The following is a 17,608-nucleotide window of genomic DNA, read 5'->3' as shown; positions in this document are numbered from 1 at the left end:
GGCCTGAGGAGAGAAATACATGACGCAAGTCACGGTGAAAGAACTGGCCCAAGTGGTCAATACGCCGGTTGAACGCCTGCTGCAGCAAATGAGTGAGGCAGGTTTGCCGCACAAGAGTGCTGAGCAAGCGGTAACCGACAGCGAGAAGCAGGCCCTGTTGGCCCATCTCAAGAGCAGCCACGGCGACAAGAAGGTGGAAGAGCCGCGCAAGATTACCTTGCAGCGCAAGACCACCAGCACCCTGCGTGTGGCTGGCAGCAAGACCATCAGTGTGGAAGTGCGCAAGAAGAAGACCTTCGTCAAGCGCAGCCCTGAAGAGATAGAAGCTGAGAAGCAGCGTGAGCTGGCCGAGCAGCGCGCTGTGGCGGAAGCAGCACGCCTGAAGGCGGAAGAAGAAGCCAAGCGTCGCGCCGCCGAAGAAGCTGCGCGCCCTGGTTCTGCGCCTGAAGCGCCGGCCGCTGCAGCACCGGCTGCCGCCGTAGAGCTGCCAGTGGTTGCCGCTCCGGCCGTTGAAGAACGCAAGAAAGATGAGCAGCGTCGCCCGGACAAACCGCGCAATGACGACGCCGACCGTCGTGGCGGCGAGCGCAAGACCACCCAGCATCGCCCATCCGTCAAGGAAAAGGCCCCAGCTCCACGGGTTGCGCCGCGTACCGTTGACGAAGAAAACGATAGCTTCCGTCGCGGTGGTCGTGGCAAGGGCAAGCTGAAGAAGCGCAACGCTCACGGTTTCCAGAGCCCTACCGGCCCTGTGGTACGTGATGTGGCGATTGGCGAAACCATCACTGTGGGCGATCTGGCTCAGCAGATGTCGGTTAAAGCCGCTGAAGTGATCAAGTTCATGTTCAAGATGGGCACCCCGGTGACCATCAACCAGGTACTGGACCAGGAAACTGCCCAGTTGATCGCCGAAGAGCTGGGCCACAAGGTCAAGCTGGTCAGCGACAACGCTCTGGAAGAGCAGCTGGCCGAGTCCCTCAAGTTCGAAGGCGAAGCGATTGCTCGTGCGCCGGTCGTCACCGTAATGGGTCACGTTGACCACGGTAAGACCTCGCTGCTCGACTATATCCGTCGTGCCAAGGTGGCTGCTGGCGAAGCCGGTGGTATCACCCAGCATATCGGTGCCTACCACGTAGAAACCGAGCGCGGCATGGTTACCTTCCTCGACACCCCGGGCCACGCCGCGTTTACCGCGATGCGTGCCCGTGGTGCCAAGGCGACCGATATCGTGATCCTGGTGGTTGCGGCGGACGACGGCGTGATGCCGCAGACCATTGAAGCCGTTCAGCATGCCAAGGCTGCTGGCGTTCCACTGGTTGTTGCGGTGAACAAGATCGACAAGCCAGGTGCTGACCTCGATCGCATTCGTAGCGAACTGTCGGTACACGGCGTGACTTCGGAAGAGTGGGGCGGTGAGACGCCGTTCGTCTCTGTATCGGCGAAAGTCGGTACCGGTGTTGACGAACTGCTCGAAGCCGTACTGCTGCAAGCCGAGATTCTCGAGCTGAAAGCCACTCCATCGGCCCCGGGCCGTGGTGTTGTGGTTGAATCGCGCCTCGATAAAGGTCGTGGTCCGGTTGCTACCGTGCTGGTTCAGGACGGTACCCTGCGTCAAGGTGACATGGTGCTGATCGGTTCCAACTTCGGTCGTATCCGCGCCATGCTCGATGAGAACGGCAGGCCGATCAAAGAAGCCGGTCCGTCGATCCCAGTCGAGATTCTCGGTCTGGACGGCACTCCGGATGCTGGCGACGACATGAGCGTACTGACCGACGAGAAGAAAGCCCGCGAAGTGGCGCTGTTCCGTCAAGGCAAGTTCCGCGAAGTGAAGCTGGCCCGTGCTCACGCCGGCAAGCTGGAAAACATCTTCGAGAACATGGGTCAGGAAGAGAAGAAGACGCTCAACATCGTCCTCAAATCCGACGTCCGTGGTTCCCTGGAAGCGCTGCAAGGCTCGCTCGGCGGCCTGGGTAACGATGAAGTGCAAGTGCGTGTGGTCGGTGGCGGCGTCGGTGGTATCACCGAATCCGATGCCAACCTGGCGCTGGCCTCCAACGCTGTACTGTTCGGCTTCAACGTGCGGGCCGATGCTGGCGCACGCAAGATCGTCGAGCAGGAAGGTCTGGATATGCGTTACTACAACGTGATCTACGACATCATCGAAGACGTCAAGAAAGCCCTGACCGGCATGCTCGGCAGCGATGTTCGCGAGAACATCCTGGGCATCGCCGAAGTGCGTGACGTGTTCCGTTCGCCGAAGTTTGGTGCGATTGCCGGTTGTATGGTGGTCGAGGGTACGGTTCACCGTAACCGTCCGATCCGCGTACTGCGCGACGACGTGGTGATCTTCGAAGGCGAGCTGGAATCCCTGCGTCGCTTTAAAGACGATGCCTCCGAAGTGCGTAACGGCATGGAGTGCGGTATCGGCGTGAAGAGCTACAACGACGTCAAGGTCGGCGACAAGATCGAAGTGTTCGAGAAAGTCCAAGTGGCTCGCAGCCTGTAACAGGCATGTAGCAGCGAGTTGCAATATGCAGCGCCCGGCCCCGTTTATACGTGGCCGGGCGTTTGCCGCTTTTAGGTCCGATGCTCTTAGCAGCGTCGTGGCGAGTGAAGGTAGTAGAAATGGCCAAAGAATTTAGCCGGGCCCAGCGCATCGGCGACCAGATACAGCGCGAACTGGCGCAGTTGATCCGCATGGAAATCAAGGACCCGCGTCTTGGCGGCCTGGTGACCATCACCGCCGTAGAAGTCAGCCGTGACTCCAGCCATGCCAAGGTGTTTGTCACCATCATGGGCGGCGAGCCGGAGGAGGGTGTTGATCCCGTGGTGCAGAGCATCAAGGTGCTCAACGATGCCAGCGGCTTCCTGCGCATGCAGTTGGGCAAGGCGATGAAGCTGCGCAGCGTGCCCAACCTGCGCTTCCATTACGATGAAAGCGTGATCCGCGGTGCCCAGCTGTCCGCCCTGATCGAGCGTGCGGTCAGCGAAGACCGTCAGCACGATGATGAACCTGAGGCCAAGGAGTAAGCGCGTGGCTCAGGTCAAACGTATTCGCCGTGCTGTCGATGGCATCATCCTGCTGGACAAGCCCAAGGGCTTTAGCTCCAACGCCGCCTTGCAGAAGGTGCGCTGGTTGCTCAATGCCGAGAAGGCCGGCCACACCGGCAGCCTCGACCCCCTGGCCACCGGCGTGCTGCCGCTGTGCTTCGGTGAGGCGACCAAGTTCTCCCAATACCTGCTTGATGCCGACAAGGGTTACGAAACCCTGATGCAGCTGGGCGTCACGACCACCACCGCCGATGCTGAAGGTGAAGTGCTGGAGCGTCGTCCGGTGACCGTTGGTCGCGCCGATATCGAAGCTGTTCTGCCGCGTTTTCGTGGTGAAATCAGCCAGATACCGCCGATGTACTCGGCGCTCAAGCGCGATGGCCAGCCGCTGTACAAGCTGGCCCGTGCAGGCGAAGTAGTGGAGCGCGAGCCGCGTTCTGTTACTATTGCGCGCTTGGAATTACTGGGCTGTGAGGCGGAGCAGGCGCGCCTGGCGGTCGATTGCAGCAAGGGCACCTATATCCGTACCCTGGTCGAAGATATCGGCCAACTGCTCGGTTGCGGTGCCCACGTTGCGGAGCTGCGCAGAACCAAGGCCGGCCCCTTCGATTTGAGCCGCACCGTAACGCTCGAAGAGCTGGAGCGCGTGCATGGCGAAGGTGGCAACGAGGCGGTCGATCAGTTTCTGTTGCCGTCCGACAGTGGCCTGCAACACTGGCCGTTGCTGCAGTTCTCCGAGCACAGTTCGTTCTACTGGCTGCAAGGGCAGCCGGTACGCGCCCCGGAAGCGCCGAAGTTTGGCATGGTACGGGTGCAGGATCACAATGGTCGCTTTATCGGCATCGGTGAAGTGAGCGAAGACGGGCGCATTGCGCCGCGTCGTTTGATTCGGTCAGCATGACCGTAGCGCAGGCAGGGGTTTCGGCTCTGGTCTGCGTGTATCGAGGGTGGCTGTTAATAGGCGCGGTCATACCTCACTTAAAAACACGGGAAGCGATTCCCGGCCTATTGCGACTGTTTCGGCAGTTGCCTAACTGAGAGGATTGCCCACATGGCACTCAGCGTTGAAGAAAAAGCCCAGATCGTAACTGACTACCAGCAAGCTGCTGGCGACACCGGTAGCCCGGAAGTGCAAGTTGCACTGCTGTCCGCCAACATCAACAAGCTGCAAGGCCACTTCAAGGCCAACGGTAAAGACCACCACTCGCGTCGTGGCCTGATCCGTATGGTTAACCAGCGTCGTAAGCTGCTGGATTACCTGAAGGGCAAGGATGTTAGTCGTTACAGCGCCCTGATCGGTCGCCTGGGTCTGCGTCGCTAAGCAATGCTTATGCGTAGCTGACTGCCGAAGCTGGAAGTGGGATTATCCCTGCTTCCAGCTTTTGCGTTTCTGTTGCAGTTGTTTTGGCGCTATGTGGGTCCGATACCCCAGGCCGCCACAGAATTCAGTAGTACCTGTTGGCGCTGTTATCCGCGCAGCAGATGAATAAACCGCTTTCCCCAAGGGCAACAAAGAGAAGGAAAACACCGTGAACCCGGTAATCAAGAAGTTCCAGTTCGGTCAATCGACCGTAACCCTCGAGACTGGCCGTATCGCCCGTCAAGCCTCCGGCGCAGTGCTGGTCACCGTTGACGACGATGTCGCTGTACTGGTCGCCGTAACCGGTGCCAAGACCGCCGACCCAAGCAAAGGCTTTTTCCCGCTGTCCGTGCACTACCAGGAAAAAACCTACGCAGCCGGCAAGATCCCTGGCGGTTTCTTCAAGCGTGAAGCCCGTCCTTCCGAGAAAGAAACCCTGACCTCGCGTCTGATCGACCGTCCGATCCGTCCGCTGTTCCCAGAAGGTTTCCAGAACGAAGTGCAGGTTATCTGCACCGTGATCTCCACCAGCAAGAAGACCGATCCGGACATCGCTGCGATGATCGGTACCTCGGCTGCCCTGGCGATTTCCGGCATCCCGTTCAACGGCCCTATCGGTGCCGCACGCGTAGCCTTCCACCCGGAAACCGGCTACCTGCTGAACCCGACGTATGAGCAGCAGAAAGCCTCCAGCCTGGACATGGTTGTAGCCGGCACCAAAGACGCCGTGCTGATGGTTGAATCCGAAGCCAAAGAGCTGACCGAAGACCAGATGCTGGGTGCCGTACTGTTTGCCCACGACGAATTCCAGGTTGTGATCCAGGCTGTTACCGAGCTGGCAGCCGAAGCCGCCAAGCCGACCTGGGACTGGCAGCCGAAGCCGGAGAACACCGAACTGCTGGCCGCCATCCGTGGCGAGTTTGGCGAGGCGATCTCCCAGGCTTACACCATCACCGTCAAGCACGAGCGTTATGCCCGTCTGGGTGAGCTGCGCAATGAAATCGTTGCCAAGTTCGCAGGCGATGAAGGCCAACCGTCCGCTGGCGAAGTCAAAGACGCCTTCGGCGAAATCGAATACCGCACCGTGCGCGAGAACATCGTTAACGGCAAGCCGCGTATCGATGGCCGTGACACCCGTACCGTGCGTGGTCTGAACATCGAAGTCGGTGTGCTGGCCAAGACCCACGGTTCGGCGCTGTTCACCCGTGGCGAAACCCAGGCCCTGGTGGTTGCTACCCTCGGTACCGCGCGTGACGCGCAGCTGCTCGACACCCTGGAAGGCGAAAAGAAAGACCCCTTTATGCTGCACTACAACTTCCCGCCGTACTCGGTTGGTGAGTGTGGTCGCATGGGCGCTACCGGTCGCCGCGAAATCGGTCACGGCCGTCTGGCCCGCCGTTCCGTGGCCGCCATGCTGCCGAGCGCTGACGAGTTCCCGTACACCATTCGTGTGGTATCGGAAATCACCGAGTCCAACGGTTCCAGCTCCATGGCTTCCGTTTGTGGCGCTTCCTTGGCGCTGATGGACGCCGGTGTACCGATGAAGGCACCGGTTGCTGGTATCGCCATGGGTCTGGTCAAGGAAGGCGAGAAGTTCGCTGTACTGACCGACATCCTCGGTGACGAAGATCACCTCGGCGATATGGACTTCAAGGTAGCCGGTACCGCCAAGGGCGTGACCGCGCTGCAGATGGACATCAAGATCCAGGGCATCACCGAAGAAATCATGGAAATCGCCCTGGGCCAGGCCCTGGAAGCGCGCCTGAATATCCTCGGCCAGATGAACCAGGTGATTGCTCAGTCGCGTACCGAACTGTCGGCCAACGCACCGACCATGATCGCGATGAAGATCGACCAGGACAAGATTCGCGACGTGATCGGCAAAGGTGGCGCGACCATCCGTGCCATCTGCGAAGAGACCAAGGCTTCGATCGATATCGAAGACGACGGTACCATCAAGATCTTCGGCGAAACCAAGGAAGCGGCCGAGGCCGCGCGTCAGCGCGTACTGGGCATCACCGCGGAAGCTGAAATCGGCAAGATCTACGTCGGCAAGGTTGAGCGCATCGTCGACTTCGGTGCCTTCGTCAACATCCTGCCGGGCAAAGATGGCCTGGTGCACATCTCGATGCTGAGCGACGCTCGGGTTGAGAAGGTGACTGACATTCTCAAAGAAGGTCAGGAAGTTGAAGTACTGGTACTGGACGTGGACAACCGCGGCCGTATCAAGCTGTCGATCAAAGATGTTGCTGCTGCCAAGGCGTCGGGCGTTTAATCACCGCGCTTTAAGCTGAACTAGAGGGCCCTTCGGGGCCCTCTTTTTTTGCCTGGAATATGCAGTGAGCGCGAGTTTGCTCAGGTTATTCGGCCAATAAGCCGTGGTGGCGATCTGCCGCAGGTCGGGCCGTGCAATATGCCTTGGTGCAAATGCAAAAGCATGCAGATTGCACGAACGAGGGTTTTTGCTTTTATTTACAAGCTATTGATTTATATGAATTTAAATTATTTTTTAACTTGGCACAGGAGTTGCGATAGTTCTGTTGAAACTGCAGCGTGGAATGGCTGCAGATGATTTTGAATGAAACAGGAGCCCTACCCATGAAAAAGCCAATAAGCCATTTTGTTGTTGCCGCCGTTAGCGCGAGCGTCCTCGGTCTGTCCCTGGCTGGTGCTGCTTTTGCCACCGACAACTCCGCGCTGCAGCCGCTTCAAGTGGCAGAAACCAGCAGCATGGATCAGGCCGGGGAAGCGGTGACTGATACCTGGATCACCAGTAAGGTGAAGTCGACCTTTCTCGCCGAGTCCAGCCTGAGCGGTATGGACATCAAGGTTGAGACCAACAAGGGCGTGGTAGCGCTCTCTGGAGTTGTGGCCAGCGATGCCGAGCGTGAGCTGGCAGTTGCCAAGGCTGGCGAGATCAAAGGCGTGACTGCAGTCTCCGCCGACGGCCTGAAAACCTCGCAATAAGGCAATGCATGCGCGCCGTGCCGTGTCGGTTCGGCGTCACTCAACGATGAGGACAGACAAATGAATTCCGATGTAATCAAAGGCAAGTGGAAGCAAATCAATGGTCGCATCAAGGAGCGTTGGGGCAACCTGACCGATGACGACCTGGATGTCGCCGAAGGCCATACCGAGTACCTGGCCGGCAAGCTGCAAGAGCGCTACGGCTGGACCAAGGAAAAGGCTCAGGACGAGCTGCGTGATTTCAGCAGCAAGCTGTAAGCGCAACCCGCACTAACAAGGCCCCGCCGGCTCTGCCCGCGGGGCCTTGGTGTGTCTGGGGCTTAGCCAGATGCGGGGCGTATTTAATGGCTATGTTGTCGTTAGCTGTTGCACGATTGCCCGGCTTACGCGGATTAGTCCCCTCGCCCCTCTGGGGAGAGGGTTAGGGTGAGGGGAGCATTTGCCGCGGAGTCGCGCCTCCTCCAAGAGACCGCGGTGCAACGCATAACGGGTACATAGCCATTTAATTACCGCGCTTACTGTCGATCTTGATCAGGCGATTGCCTTCGAAACGCAGGTAGTAGTACATGCCGTTGCGCGGGCCGTAGGACCATTCTTCGACGCTGACCTCATTGCGAAAGCCGTACTCGTCGATCACCTCGCGGTAACCGAGAAAGTCGCGGGCCAGGGGCTCGCCGCATTTGCTGCTGACCACGCTGGTCGAGTCTTGGGTGCTGATCAGGCCATTGTCGCAGCGCAGGGTCGAAGAGGCCTGGGCGCAGAAGGGCAGGAGTATCAGCAGGGCGCTGAGCAGTCGTTGCATGGGTGATCCATATCCAGAGTGATGACCAACAGGGTTCAGTTGTTGCGCCTGCGCTCGATCGAGCGCAGGCGGTTACCCTCGAAGGTGAGGATGCTCAGCATGCCGTTGTCGGGGCCGTAGACCCATTCCTCGATCTTGTATTCGCGCCGCTCATAGGCCCCCAGGCTATAGCCGACCAGGTCGCGGAAGGCCGGTTCGCCACATTTCTGGTGCACCTCGAAGCTGCGGTCGCCTACGGAAATCAGCTGGCTGCCGCAGCGCAGGGTGTCGGCCAAGGCCGCAAATGGGGTGCAGAGCGCGAGCAGGGTCAGGATTGCCAGTGAGCGACGCATGGGGGCTTACCTTATTCGCTGTCCAGATGCAGTGGCGTGGCCACGCGGCCATCGCTGTCTGCCTGGCCCAGACTAACATCGAGCAGGTAGATGCGCTCGCCCGCCAGTCCGCCCTGATCGACCAGATAGTCCTTGATTGCCGCGGCTCGGGTCTGAGCCAGCTGGCGTTGCAACAACTGGCTCTGCCCCCAGGACTGCATCACGGCCTCGCGCAGTTTGGCCACGCGTTCGTCGTTGTCCAGCTCCTTCCATTCGGCTGGCGGCTGCTGCTTCAGGCGGGCGCGGTAAATGCCTTCGAGCAGTGCGCCCTGTTCATCCTCGGGTACCTGCAACTGGCTGGTTTCCGCCGGCACGGCATCGCCCCGCCGTTGCAGGATGCGGTAGTAGATGCTCTGGTATTCGCGCTGCAGGCGCTGCTCGGCCAGGGGAGGGCCGTCGCTGCTCTGGGCACTCATGCCCTCGACCTCCAGGCGCAGGGCGGGGCGCGCCTGCAGGGCGCTGGCTAGGGTTTTCAGGGCGCTTTGCGCCTCCTCGTCGATGGCACTGCTGCCAGGGGCGAAATGCACGGTGCTCAGGTCCATTTGGGTGCCGCCGCTGACCAGCCCACCGATAAACTTGAAGGGGGCCTGGGCTGCGCGCAGCACCAGGTTGCGCAGGGTTTGCCAGACGATCGGCATCACGCTGAATTGCGGGCTATTCAGGTCGCCACTAACCGGCAGGTTGATGGCGATCTTGCCTTCGCTGTCCTTGAGCAGGGCCACCGCCAGGCGAATCGGCAGGTCCACCGCGCTGGGGCTGTCGACGCGCTCGCCGAGCTGTAACTGTTCCACTACCACGCTGTTCTCCGCCGTCAGCTGGCCCTTGCTGATCTGGTAATGCAGATCCAGGTTGAGCCGGCCCTTGCGGATGCGATAGCCGGCGAACTTGCCGGAGTAGGGGGTCAGGGTGGTCAGTTCGACTTGCTTGAACTGGGTATGGATATCCAGGCTGTCCAGCGGATCGAAGGGGTTCAGCTGGCCCTTGACGCTGACCGGGGCGTAGCGGTCGATCTTGCCGGCGATATCCACGCTGGCGGGTTTCTGCGTCTGGCTGTCGAGGGTGCCGATACGCCCCTCGAGCTGCTGGATGGCGGTGGCGAAGTTGGGGGTCAGGCTGAAGTCGGCAAAGTTGGCCGAGCCGTCCTTGAAGCTGATTTCGCCGATACGAATCGCCAGTGGCTTGGCCGCTGGGGTGGAAGCGCTTTGCGGCGCGGCCGGTTGCGGAATGATCAGGTCGCTGACGTTGGTGCTGAGGTCTTCGTTGATGATAAAGCGCGCATAGGGCTGGTCCAGCTGCACCTTGTCGATGCTCAGGCTGGTGCCGTGCTGGTAGTTCAGGCCGAGCAGGTCGAGTTGTTGCCAGCGCAGGAAGTCGCGCTCCTTGAGGGTGTCCAGGCTATGCAGCTGGTTGACCTGGGCCTTGCCGCTGATGCTCAGGGCCAGGGGCTCGGTGCCGTTCAGCTGGACGTCGAGGTCGCTGCCGAGCAGGCCGCTGCGCAATTCGATACGCACAAAGGGGCTGAGGTAGGCCTGGGCCACGCGCAGGTCGATGGCGCTGCTGATGACATTCAGGCTGGCCGTGGTCGGGCTCAGCTGGACCTGGCCGCTGGCCTGCAGCTTGCCCTGCTTGCCGACGCCGGTATCCAGCTTGAGCTTGAAGGGCGAGGTGCCGAGGCTGTCGAAGTCCTGCAGGTCGAGGTTGAGCGGGCCGAGCTCGATGGCCACCGCCTGCTCCGGTACGCGGTCGGCCAGATGCACTTTATAGTCGCGCAGTTGCGTATCGCGTAGCAGTACCTGCCAGGGTTTGCTCGGCGCTTCTGGCTGGCCGGCGCTGGCTGTTTGCAGAGCAGCCGATTGCTCCGCGGTGGTCGTGTCTTTCACCGGCTCGGATGCTGTCGCTGTTGTACCGCTCTCATTTGCCGCGGCAGCCGGTTTGGCCGGCTGGCTGGCCAGCAGCTTCTGCCAGTCGAGCTGGCCATCGGCCTCGCGGGCGGCCCAGGTTTCCAGTTTCTGGCTACGAATCTTGCCGACGATGATCTGCTGTTTGACCAGGTCCACGCTGGTTTCGCTGATATCCAGGCTTTCCAGGCGCAGCAGCGGTTTGCCCGCCGGGCTCTTGATGGCGAAGTTGCTGACGCTGAGCTGGGTGTTGTTCAGCAGCAGCTCGGTGCCTTTGGCCAGGTTCAGGCTGTAGTCGCTGCTGAGGTTGATACTGCCGTCCTCCAGGACCAGCGGTACGGCATCGCGCACATAGGGCCAGATGGCTTTCAGCTTGCCGTCAGTGACTTTCAGGCTGCCGCTGGAACTGATCGGGACCAGGCTGAGGTTGCCGGTCCAGTCGATGCGCCCGCCTTTGGGGCCGGTGGCGATAAGAGTCATCTCGGCACTGTCGTCGGGCAGGGTGCTGAGATTGTGCAGTTCGAAACTGAGGTCGTCGTAGACAAACTCGATGGGCTCGCTGGGCCGCAGATCCTGGAAGTGAACGTTGCCACCGCTGAGTTTGATCCGCGCGATACGCAGTGGGAACGGATCACTGGCCGGCTCTTCAGTCGCAGGTTGCGGGCTGCTGGGCAGCTTGAACAGCTGGGTCAGGTTGAGCCGACCGTCCTTGCCAAACAGCACTTCACTGTGCGGCTTATCCAGTTCGATATCGGCCAGGTGCAATACGCCGGTCCACAGGCTGTCGAGTTGCAGGTTGGCGTACAGGCGCTCGAAGGCGATCTGCTGCTGCTCGGCTTCGCCGATCTGCAGGCCCCACAGGCTGAGTTCCAGGCTGAAGGGGTTGAGTTGCAGGCGTTGCAACGTGGCAGGTACTTCGGCGTACTGGGCCAGTTGCTGGTTGGCGATGCGCAGACCGATGCCGGGCAAAATCAGAAAGCCCAGCAGGCTGTAGAGGGCAACGGCAATAACGATTGCGCTGGCAGCGCGCTTTAATCCTTTAAGCATAAGAACGTCATCTATCCCGACGAGAAATGCCTTGGAGTATGGCATGCCCATCGGGTTCCACAGAGGCCCTGCGGGGGATTTTCTATGCCTCTGCGGGGTCGATCAGAACTGCAGGATCAGGGTTTTCAGCGGCGGCTGGCCATCCAGGGAGGGGAAGTCCGCCGCCGGTGCCAGCACCTGCCAGTCGCGCACCGGGCGGCCGAGCTTTTCCGCGCAACGCAGCACCTGTTCGCGCCAGTCGGCCAGGGTGACCTTTGCCAGGTTATTGCAGCAGATCAGTACGCCATTGGCGGCGGTGGCGAGAATCGCCGGCTTGAGCAGGCTCTGGTAGTCACGCAGCAGGTCGACCGTACCGAAAGCGCTCTTGGCCCAGGCGGGCGGGTCGAGCAGCACCAGGTCGAACTGGCGCTGTTCAAGGCGCGGGTAGTGCGGCAGCTTCTGCCCGCGCCGCGCATTGATCGGCAGGCCGGCCAGCTGGCGGATCGCCGGAAAATAGTCCGATTGAACAAACTGCATGGGCGCAAGCTCGGGGTTGAGCGCGCCATTCTCGCGGCCCACCGCCAGGTTGCCCTCGGCAAAGTCCAGATTGAGCACTTCCCGCGCGCCACCGGCCGCGGCGCTCAGGCCGACGCCACAGGTGTAGGCGAACAGGTTGAGCACCGACTTGCCGGCGCTGTGCTGTTTGACCCAACCGCGGGCGTTGCGCAGGTCGAGAAACAGCAGCGGGTCTTGCCCGGCGTGGCGGCCGCGTATGCGGTAGTTGAGGCCCCATTCATGGCCGACCAGGTCTTCCAGTGCCTCGGCTGTGGCCTGATAGACCGGGTCGCTGCGGTCGACCCGCGAATTGCCCTGGGAACGGTCGTTGTAGACCAGCAGCAGTTGCTCGCCGAGGCTGGCTTGACACTGCTCGGCCAGCTGCAGCAACTGGTCGCGCTCAAGGCGCTGGTGAAAGCTTTGCACCAGCAATTGCCGGCCGTAGCGGTCGATGGTCAGGCCGCCGGCACCTTCCTGGCTGCCGTGGAACAGGCGGTAGCAGTTGGTGCCCTGGCTGTGCAGCTCTGCGAGCAGGGGCTGGCGGTGGGTGAGGGCGGCGCGCAGCGCCTGGTCGAGAGCAGGCATGCGCGGCGACTCGGAAAAAGGAAGGCGCGCAGTTTAGCAAGAAAAGCGTCGGGGTTTGCCCGGCATAGTCTTAGCCTTCGGCGAAGCTGCGCAGCTCCTCGCCGGCCAGGCGATAGCGAATCCACTCGTCCTGAGGCTTGGCCCCCAGGCTTTGGTAGAACTGAATGGCCGGCTCGTTCCAGTCCAGCACGCTCCACTCCAGGCGCGCGCAGCCGCGGGCGCAGGCCAGTTGCGCAAGATGGCGCAGCAGCTGCTTGCCGGCACCGCCACCGCGCTGTTCGGGGGCGATATACAGGTCTTCCAGGTACAGGCCCTGGCGGCCGAGCCAGGTCGAGTAGCTGAAGAAATACACCGCATAGCCAATCGGTACGCCGTCGCGGCTGCAGATCAGCGCATGGGCGGGTGAGCTCTCGGCAAACAGGCTTTGCTCGATATCGGCGACGCTGGCCAGCACTTCGTGCTCGGCCTTCTCGTAGATCGCCAGGTCAGTGATAAAGGTATGGATAAGCGCGGCGTCGCTGGGCACGGCCTGGCGAATGTCAAAGGTCACGGAGTACTCCTGAAAGGTCTGGTTTTACTTGTCTCGGGGCGTTTGCGCCGCCGAGCTTATGGTAACGGTTACGCGGGTGCCCCCTGATCCTCTCCGGCGAGCTACCCATGTGCTGGGCGCTGGCCTGCCGCGCAGGCCAGGTAGGCGGCCAGCATATCGGTCAGGCTATCGATCAATTCCTCTTCGCTCAGGGGTGGGTTATCCAGCGCCAGGTAACGAACCAGCGTCATCAGGGTGCCGTTGATGATCACGAACAGTACCGGGATGGGGTTTTCGATGGGGTACTCGCGAACATGGCGCAGCAGATAGCGTCGGCACACCTCAGACAGGTGCTGTTCCAGCCGATCAACCACGCGCAGGGTTTGGAGCTGCTGCCAGTGACGCACCACCTCCAGGTAGCGGCCGTCGCCGCCGCGGATAAATGCGAGCATTTCGCCCAACAACATCTTCACCGCCGTTCTGACATCGGCTGCCAGCAGCTGCGTCATGCGCGCATCGATCAGGCGCGTCATGTCCAGCGCCATGCGTTCGAGCAGCCCCTCCAGCAACTCCTGCTTGTTCGCGAAGTACTGGTACAGCGAGCCAATGCTCACGTCTGCCTCGGCGGCCACCCTGTTGGTGGTCAGGTTGGCCAGCCCCTGACGTGCGATCACCCGGCCACTGGCCTCCAGAAGGATATCCACCATCTGTTGCGAACGTTGTTGGCCGGGTCGCTTGCGCATGACTGCTCCATTGCGAATTTAATGCGAGCCAATACTCGCATTAACATCGGTGGCACACAATCGCATGGGAGCGACCGAGCATGCAGGCCACCTGTTCCATTCCAACCGAGCAGCAGATACAACCCCTGGGGCCGGAGTCGCTGACGTGGCGATGTTTCGGTGATCTGCGCGGGCTGCTACTGATCAGCCGCGTCGGCCTGTTGCAGAACCTGCACCCGAGCCTCGCCGCTGGCGTGCAGGATCATTCCGACCTGTTCCTCAATCCCTGGAACCGCCTGTTTCGCTCTATTCCACCGATTCTCGCGGTGGTCTATGGCGGCAAGCAGGCGACGGCGACCGGCCAGCAGATCCGCGATTGGCACCGCCAGATCAAGGGCGTGGACGCCCATGGTCAGCGCTATCACGCCCTCAGCCCGGAGCTCTTCTACTGGGCCCATGCCACCTTCTTCGAAGGGCAGATCGCCATGCAGGCCGTTTTTGGCACGCCTCTGGATCAGGCCACGCAGGAGCGTCTCTATCAGGAGTCGATCCAGTGGTATGCCCTCTACGGGTTGCCGATGGCGACCGTGCCGGCTGACTACGCGGCGTTCAGGGTTTACTGGCAAGGCATGCTCGATAACCGCCTGGAAATGACCGAAGTGGCCCGCTGGTTTCTCGCCGGCAACCCGAATCTGCCGCCTCCCTACCCCTGGATGCGTGGCCCGCTGTGGTGGGTTCTGCGGCCCATATTCGACCGTGGCGCACGCTGGCTGGCGGTGGGCACCTTGCCTGTGGACCTGCGCCAGCGTCTGGAACTGCCGTGGACCGCGAAGGACCAGCGGCGTCTGAAGGGCCTGGCCTTTGTGGTCCGGAACCTGTGGAAGGTGCTACCACAACGCTGGCGCTATTTCCCCCAGGCGCACGCCGCGATGTGCAGGGCTCAAGGGCTGGGTTGAGGCGCAACGCAGCGAAGCCCACGAGACATGTCACTGGCGGTGGGGCTTCGCTGCGCTCAACGCCAACCTACGGCTTATCGCCTTGCAACACGCGTCTAAAAAACTACTCCAGCAGGCTCTCGCGGCTCCATAGCTCCAGCGCCTGGCTTAGCGGCAACACCTCGCCGGGGCGGCTCAGGGCGTAGCCGGGCAGCTGGCCGATGCGCGCCTGGAATTCCGGGTGTTGCAGCACCTCAAGCAGGGCACCCATGGCCGGCAGCGCCAGGCTGTCCTGATGGCAGAGCAAACAGTAGTGCTCGCGGGCCATGGGGATAAAGGCCAGGCCGAACATGCGCGCCGCTGCCTCCACACCGAAACCGACATCGGCCATGCCGCTGGCGACGTAGGCGGCCACTGCGGCGTGGGTGTATTCCTCATTGTGGAAGCCGTTGATCCCGGCGCTGTCGATCTGCGCCTGTTGCAGCAGGCTTTCCAGCAGCATGCGCGTGCCCGAGCCCTGTTCACGGTTGACCAGGCGCAAGCCGCTGCGCTGCAGGTCGGCCAGGCCGGTGATGCCCAGCGGGTTGCCGGGGGCGAGGATCAGCCCCTGGGTGCGCACGACGAAGGTGATTACCCGGTGCTCGGCGCGCAGCCAGGGCTGGATGCGCGCCATGCTCAGGCTGCCCAGCGGCCCGGCCGGCACGTGCAGGCCGGCCAGCTCGCAGTCGCGGCGTTGCAGCGAGAGCATCGCCTCGACCCCACTGCGAAACTGCAGCTCCCACTGCCAGCGGTTGTCCTGTTCCAGCCATTCGCGCAGCGCCGCCACGGCGAAGCCATGGCTGGCGTGGATGCGCAGGCCGGGACGGGTTTCCTGCAGCGCCCGGTTGAGTTCGACTTCCAGCTCGCCAGCGAGGTTGTCCAGTTGCGGGGTCAGGCGTGCGCGGATGCGTTGGTCGGCGCGCAGCAGTTTTTCTCCTAGGCTGGTGAGGTGCGCACCCTTGCCGCGCTCCAGGGCGATCAGCGGGCTGCCGAAGAAGGCTTCCCACTTGCCCAGCAGGTTCCAGGCATGCCGGTAGGAGTAACCGCTGCGGGCGGCGGCCTCGGTCAGCTTGCCGCAGTCGTGGACGTTCTGCAGCAGGCTCAGGCCCTGGGGATCGAGGCTGCTGCCATCGGTCTGGTGAAAGCGCCAGCGCGGTTGGATTTCGATACGGATCATATGTTCTCTGCTTCATATTTGATCGGGCGTATCCGCATGTTAGCTTGGCTTTCCGTGATTTTCATGCCTTACAAATAAGAACTCAATTTCATATGTTGTGCGCCTGAGAGGTCGCTCAATCGCTCGCCGGATCATTTCGGCGGTGGTTGGCCGCCACCCCGCACAGCGGCCGGAGCCTCGAACATGGCCAAGCTTGCCCAGCACGCCGACTTACCGCAGTACCAGGCCGTCACCCGTGAGGTGCTGGCGGCGCACCGCGACGAACCGGGTGCGCTACTGCCCATTCTTCACGATATTCAGGATCGTCTTGGCGCGGTGCCGCCCGAGGTGCTGGCGCTGATCGCCGAAGATCTGTGCCTGTCGCGTGCCGAGGTGCACGGCGTGGTCAGCTTCTACCATGATTTTCGCGCCAGCCCGCCGGGGCGTGTGCACCTGAAGCTGTGCCAGGCCGAGGCCTGCCAGTCGATGGGGGCCAAGGCGCTGACCCATGAGCTGCAGAAAAAACTCGGCCTGCAACTGGGCGAGACCCGCGCCGACGGCAGCCTGACTCTGGAGGCGGTGTACTGCCTGGGCAACTGCGCCTGTGCGCCGAACGCCATGCTCAATGGCGAGCTGCACGGTCGGGTCGATGTCGAGGATCTGCTGGAGCTGGTGGAAGAGCAGGAGGCGCGCCCATGAATTCGCCAATTACCGTTTACGTACCGCGTGACGCCAGCGCCCTGAGCCTGGGGGCCGACAAGGTGGCCCGGGCCATAGTCGCCGAGGCCGCTGCGCGTAATATCGAGGTGCGTCTGGTGCGCAACGGTTCGCGTGGGCTGTTCTGGCTGGAGCCGCTGGTCGAGGTCGCCACTCCGGCCGGGCGCGTCGCCTATGGTCCGGTCAAGTCCCGCGACGTCGCCGGGTTGTTCGACGCCGGCTTTCTCGACGGCGGCGAGCATTCGCTCGGGCTCGGCCTGACCGAGGAAATCGACTACCTCAAGCGCCAGGAACGCCTGACCTTCGCCCGCGCCGGGATCACCGATCCGCTGTCGCTGGCCGACTATATCGAGCATGACGGCTACCGCGGCCTTAAGCGCGCGCTGGAAATTGGCTCAGAGGCGATTATCTCCGAAGTGCTCGACTCCGGCCTGCGCGGGCGCGGCGGCGCGGCCTTTCCCACCGGGATCAAGTGGCGCACCGTGGCCGGCTGTGAGGCTGCGCAGAAGTACATCGTCTGCAACGCCGACGAGGGCGACTCGGGCACCTTTGCCGACCGCATGCTCATGGAGGGCGACCCATTCACGCTGATCGAGGGCATGACTATCGCAGGCCTGGCCGTGGGCGCCGACAAGGGCTACGTCTACCTGCGCTCCGAATACCCGCACGCCTACGACGCGCTGACCCGCGCCATCGAAGGCGCGCGCGGCCACGGTTACCTCGGCCCCAGCATCCTCGGCTCGGGCAAGGCCTTTGACATGGAGGTGCGCGTGGGGGCGGGCGCGTACATATGCGGCGAGGAGACGGCCCTGCTGGAGAGCCTGGAGGGCAAGAAGGGCCTTATCCGTTATCGCCCGCCGCTGCCCGCGATAAAAGGCCTCTTCGGCAGGCCTAC

General features: G+C 62.0%; 16 protein-coding genes and 1 pseudogene. 10 read left to right on the top strand and 7 right to left on the bottom strand.

Going from position 1 to position 17,608, the window contains the following annotated elements:
- Positions 1-19 precede the first annotated feature (19 nt).
- The 7 genes from infB to VMP31_RS00810 all read left to right on the top strand — a co-directional run bounded on the left by infB (position 20) and on the right by VMP31_RS00810 (position 7,636).
- Complete coding sequence (gene infB, locus VMP31_RS00840; RefSeq protein WP_325503112.1) at positions 20-2,506, top strand: translation initiation factor IF-2; 2,487 nt, start codon at positions 20-22, stop codon at positions 2,504-2,506.
- 119 nt (positions 2,507-2,625) lie between these two features.
- Positions 2,626-3,030, top strand: a complete 405-nt coding sequence (rbfA, locus tag VMP31_RS00835; protein ID WP_325503110.1) for a 30S ribosome-binding factor RbfA — start codon at positions 2,626-2,628, stop codon at positions 3,028-3,030.
- A gap of 4 nt (positions 3,031-3,034) precedes the next feature.
- The gene (truB, locus tag VMP31_RS00830; protein WP_325503108.1) at positions 3,035-3,952 is read left to right on the top strand and encodes a tRNA pseudouridine(55) synthase TruB; all 918 of its coding nucleotides are present in this window, start codon (positions 3,035-3,037) and stop codon (positions 3,950-3,952) included.
- A gap of 150 nt (positions 3,953-4,102) precedes the next feature.
- Positions 4,103-4,372 (top strand): 30S ribosomal protein S15, encoded by a 270-nt coding sequence (gene rpsO / locus VMP31_RS00825; RefSeq protein WP_275961681.1) that lies wholly within the window; start codon positions 4,103-4,105, stop codon positions 4,370-4,372.
- A gap of 208 nt (positions 4,373-4,580) precedes the next feature.
- Positions 4,581-6,686: a polyribonucleotide nucleotidyltransferase gene (pnp, locus tag VMP31_RS00820; RefSeq protein ID WP_325503104.1), complete on the top strand. Its 2,106-nt coding sequence runs from the start codon at positions 4,581-4,583 to the stop codon at positions 6,684-6,686.
- Between the two features lie 323 nt (positions 6,687-7,009).
- On the top strand, positions 7,010-7,378 hold the full coding sequence (locus VMP31_RS00815; RefSeq protein WP_325503102.1) for a BON domain-containing protein: 369 nt from the start codon (positions 7,010-7,012) through the stop codon (positions 7,376-7,378).
- Between the two features lie 60 nt (positions 7,379-7,438).
- A complete protein-coding gene (locus VMP31_RS00810) occupies positions 7,439-7,636 on the top strand; it encodes a CsbD family protein (RefSeq protein WP_325503100.1) in 198 nt (65 codons plus the stop codon).
- 244 nt (positions 7,637-7,880) lie between these two features.
- Here VMP31_RS00810 and VMP31_RS00805 read toward each other — a convergent pair whose 3' ends face one another.
- The 6 genes from VMP31_RS00805 to VMP31_RS00780 all read right to left on the bottom strand — a co-directional run bounded on the left by VMP31_RS00805 (position 7,881) and on the right by VMP31_RS00780 (position 13,887).
- Positions 7,881-8,180 (bottom strand): DUF2845 domain-containing protein, encoded by a 300-nt coding sequence (locus VMP31_RS00805; RefSeq protein ID WP_325503098.1) that lies wholly within the window; start codon positions 8,178-8,180, stop codon positions 7,881-7,883.
- A 35-nt stretch (positions 8,181-8,215) separates the two neighbouring features.
- Positions 8,216-8,512, bottom strand: coding sequence for a DUF2845 domain-containing protein (locus VMP31_RS00800; RefSeq protein ID WP_325503096.1), 297 nt, complete (start codon positions 8,510-8,512; stop codon positions 8,216-8,218).
- Positions 8,513-8,523: 11 nt separating this feature from the next.
- A complete protein-coding gene (locus tag VMP31_RS00795) occupies positions 8,524-11,496 on the bottom strand; it encodes a DUF748 domain-containing protein (RefSeq protein ID WP_325503094.1) in 2,973 nt (990 codons plus the stop codon).
- 102 nt (positions 11,497-11,598) lie between these two features.
- Positions 11,599-12,615: a class I SAM-dependent rRNA methyltransferase gene (locus tag VMP31_RS00790; RefSeq protein ID WP_325503092.1), complete on the bottom strand. Its 1,017-nt coding sequence runs from the start codon at positions 12,613-12,615 to the stop codon at positions 11,599-11,601.
- 70 nt (positions 12,616-12,685) lie between these two features.
- Positions 12,686-13,165, bottom strand: a complete 480-nt coding sequence (locus tag VMP31_RS00785; RefSeq protein ID WP_325503090.1) for a GNAT family N-acetyltransferase — start codon at positions 13,163-13,165, stop codon at positions 12,686-12,688.
- A gap of 101 nt (positions 13,166-13,266) precedes the next feature.
- Positions 13,267-13,887, bottom strand: coding sequence for a TetR/AcrR family transcriptional regulator (locus VMP31_RS00780; RefSeq protein ID WP_325503088.1), 621 nt, complete (start codon positions 13,885-13,887; stop codon positions 13,267-13,269).
- Between the two features lie 80 nt (positions 13,888-13,967).
- On the opposite strand from VMP31_RS00780, the gene VMP31_RS00775 reads away from it, so the two are divergent.
- Positions 13,968-14,822, top strand: coding sequence for an oxygenase MpaB family protein (locus VMP31_RS00775; protein WP_325503086.1), 855 nt, complete (start codon positions 13,968-13,970; stop codon positions 14,820-14,822).
- 103 nt (positions 14,823-14,925) lie between these two features.
- Here VMP31_RS00775 and VMP31_RS00770 read toward each other — a convergent pair whose 3' ends face one another.
- The gene (locus VMP31_RS00770; RefSeq protein ID WP_325503084.1) at positions 14,926-16,017 is read right to left on the bottom strand and encodes a substrate-binding domain-containing protein; all 1,092 of its coding nucleotides are present in this window, start codon (positions 16,015-16,017) and stop codon (positions 14,926-14,928) included.
- 183 nt (positions 16,018-16,200) lie between these two features.
- On the opposite strand from VMP31_RS00770, the gene VMP31_RS00765 reads away from it, so the two are divergent.
- Positions 16,201-16,695 (top strand): formate dehydrogenase subunit gamma, encoded by a 495-nt coding sequence (locus tag VMP31_RS00765; RefSeq protein ID WP_325503082.1) that lies wholly within the window; start codon positions 16,201-16,203, stop codon positions 16,693-16,695.
- A pseudogene (locus VMP31_RS00760) lies at positions 16,692-17,608 on the top strand (formate dehydrogenase); the annotation flags it as partial. The gene VMP31_RS00765 and the pseudogene VMP31_RS00760, both read left to right, overlap by 4 nt.

It is taken from the genome of Pseudomonas sp., assembly GCF_035512415.1.
Classification (GTDB): domain Bacteria; phylum Pseudomonadota; class Gammaproteobacteria; order Pseudomonadales; family Pseudomonadaceae; genus Aquipseudomonas.
Note: the sequence above shows the minus strand (reverse complement) of the source record. Positions and strands in the feature narration are given on the sequence as shown.

Bases quoted from the DNA above. Each gene is read 5' to 3' on its own strand.
- VMP31_RS00805 (WP_325503098.1), bottom strand. From the start codon at position 8,180: ATGCAACGACTGCTCAGCGCCCTGCTGATACTCCTGCCCTTCTGCGCC.
- VMP31_RS00815 (WP_325503102.1), top strand. From the start codon at position 7,010: ATGAAAAAGCCAATAAGCCATTTTGTTGTTGCCGCCGTTAGCGCGAGC.
- infB (WP_325503112.1), top strand. From the start codon at position 20: ATGACGCAAGTCACGGTGAAAGAACTGGCCCAAGTGGTCAATACGCCG.
- VMP31_RS00770 (WP_325503084.1), bottom strand. From the start codon at position 16,017: ATGATCCGTATCGAAATCCAACCGCGCTGGCGCTTTCACCAGACCGAT.
- VMP31_RS00800 (WP_325503096.1), bottom strand. From the start codon at position 8,512: ATGCGTCGCTCACTGGCAATCCTGACCCTGCTCGCGCTCTGCACCCCA.
- VMP31_RS00795 (WP_325503094.1), bottom strand. From the start codon at position 11,496: ATGCTTAAAGGATTAAAGCGCGCTGCCAGCGCAATCGTTATTGCCGTT.
- VMP31_RS00810 (WP_325503100.1), top strand. From the start codon at position 7,439: ATGAATTCCGATGTAATCAAAGGCAAGTGGAAGCAAATCAATGGTCGC.
- VMP31_RS00765 (WP_325503082.1), top strand. From the start codon at position 16,201: ATGGCCAAGCTTGCCCAGCACGCCGACTTACCGCAGTACCAGGCCGTC.
- VMP31_RS00780 (WP_325503088.1), bottom strand. From the start codon at position 13,887: ATGCGCAAGCGACCCGGCCAACAACGTTCGCAACAGATGGTGGATATC.
- VMP31_RS00775 (WP_325503086.1), top strand. From the start codon at position 13,968: ATGCAGGCCACCTGTTCCATTCCAACCGAGCAGCAGATACAACCCCTG.
- rbfA (WP_325503110.1), top strand. From the start codon at position 2,626: ATGGCCAAAGAATTTAGCCGGGCCCAGCGCATCGGCGACCAGATACAG.
- VMP31_RS00790 (WP_325503092.1), bottom strand. From the start codon at position 12,615: ATGCCTGCTCTCGACCAGGCGCTGCGCGCCGCCCTCACCCACCGCCAG.
- rpsO (WP_275961681.1), top strand. From the start codon at position 4,103: ATGGCACTCAGCGTTGAAGAAAAAGCCCAGATCGTAACTGACTACCAG.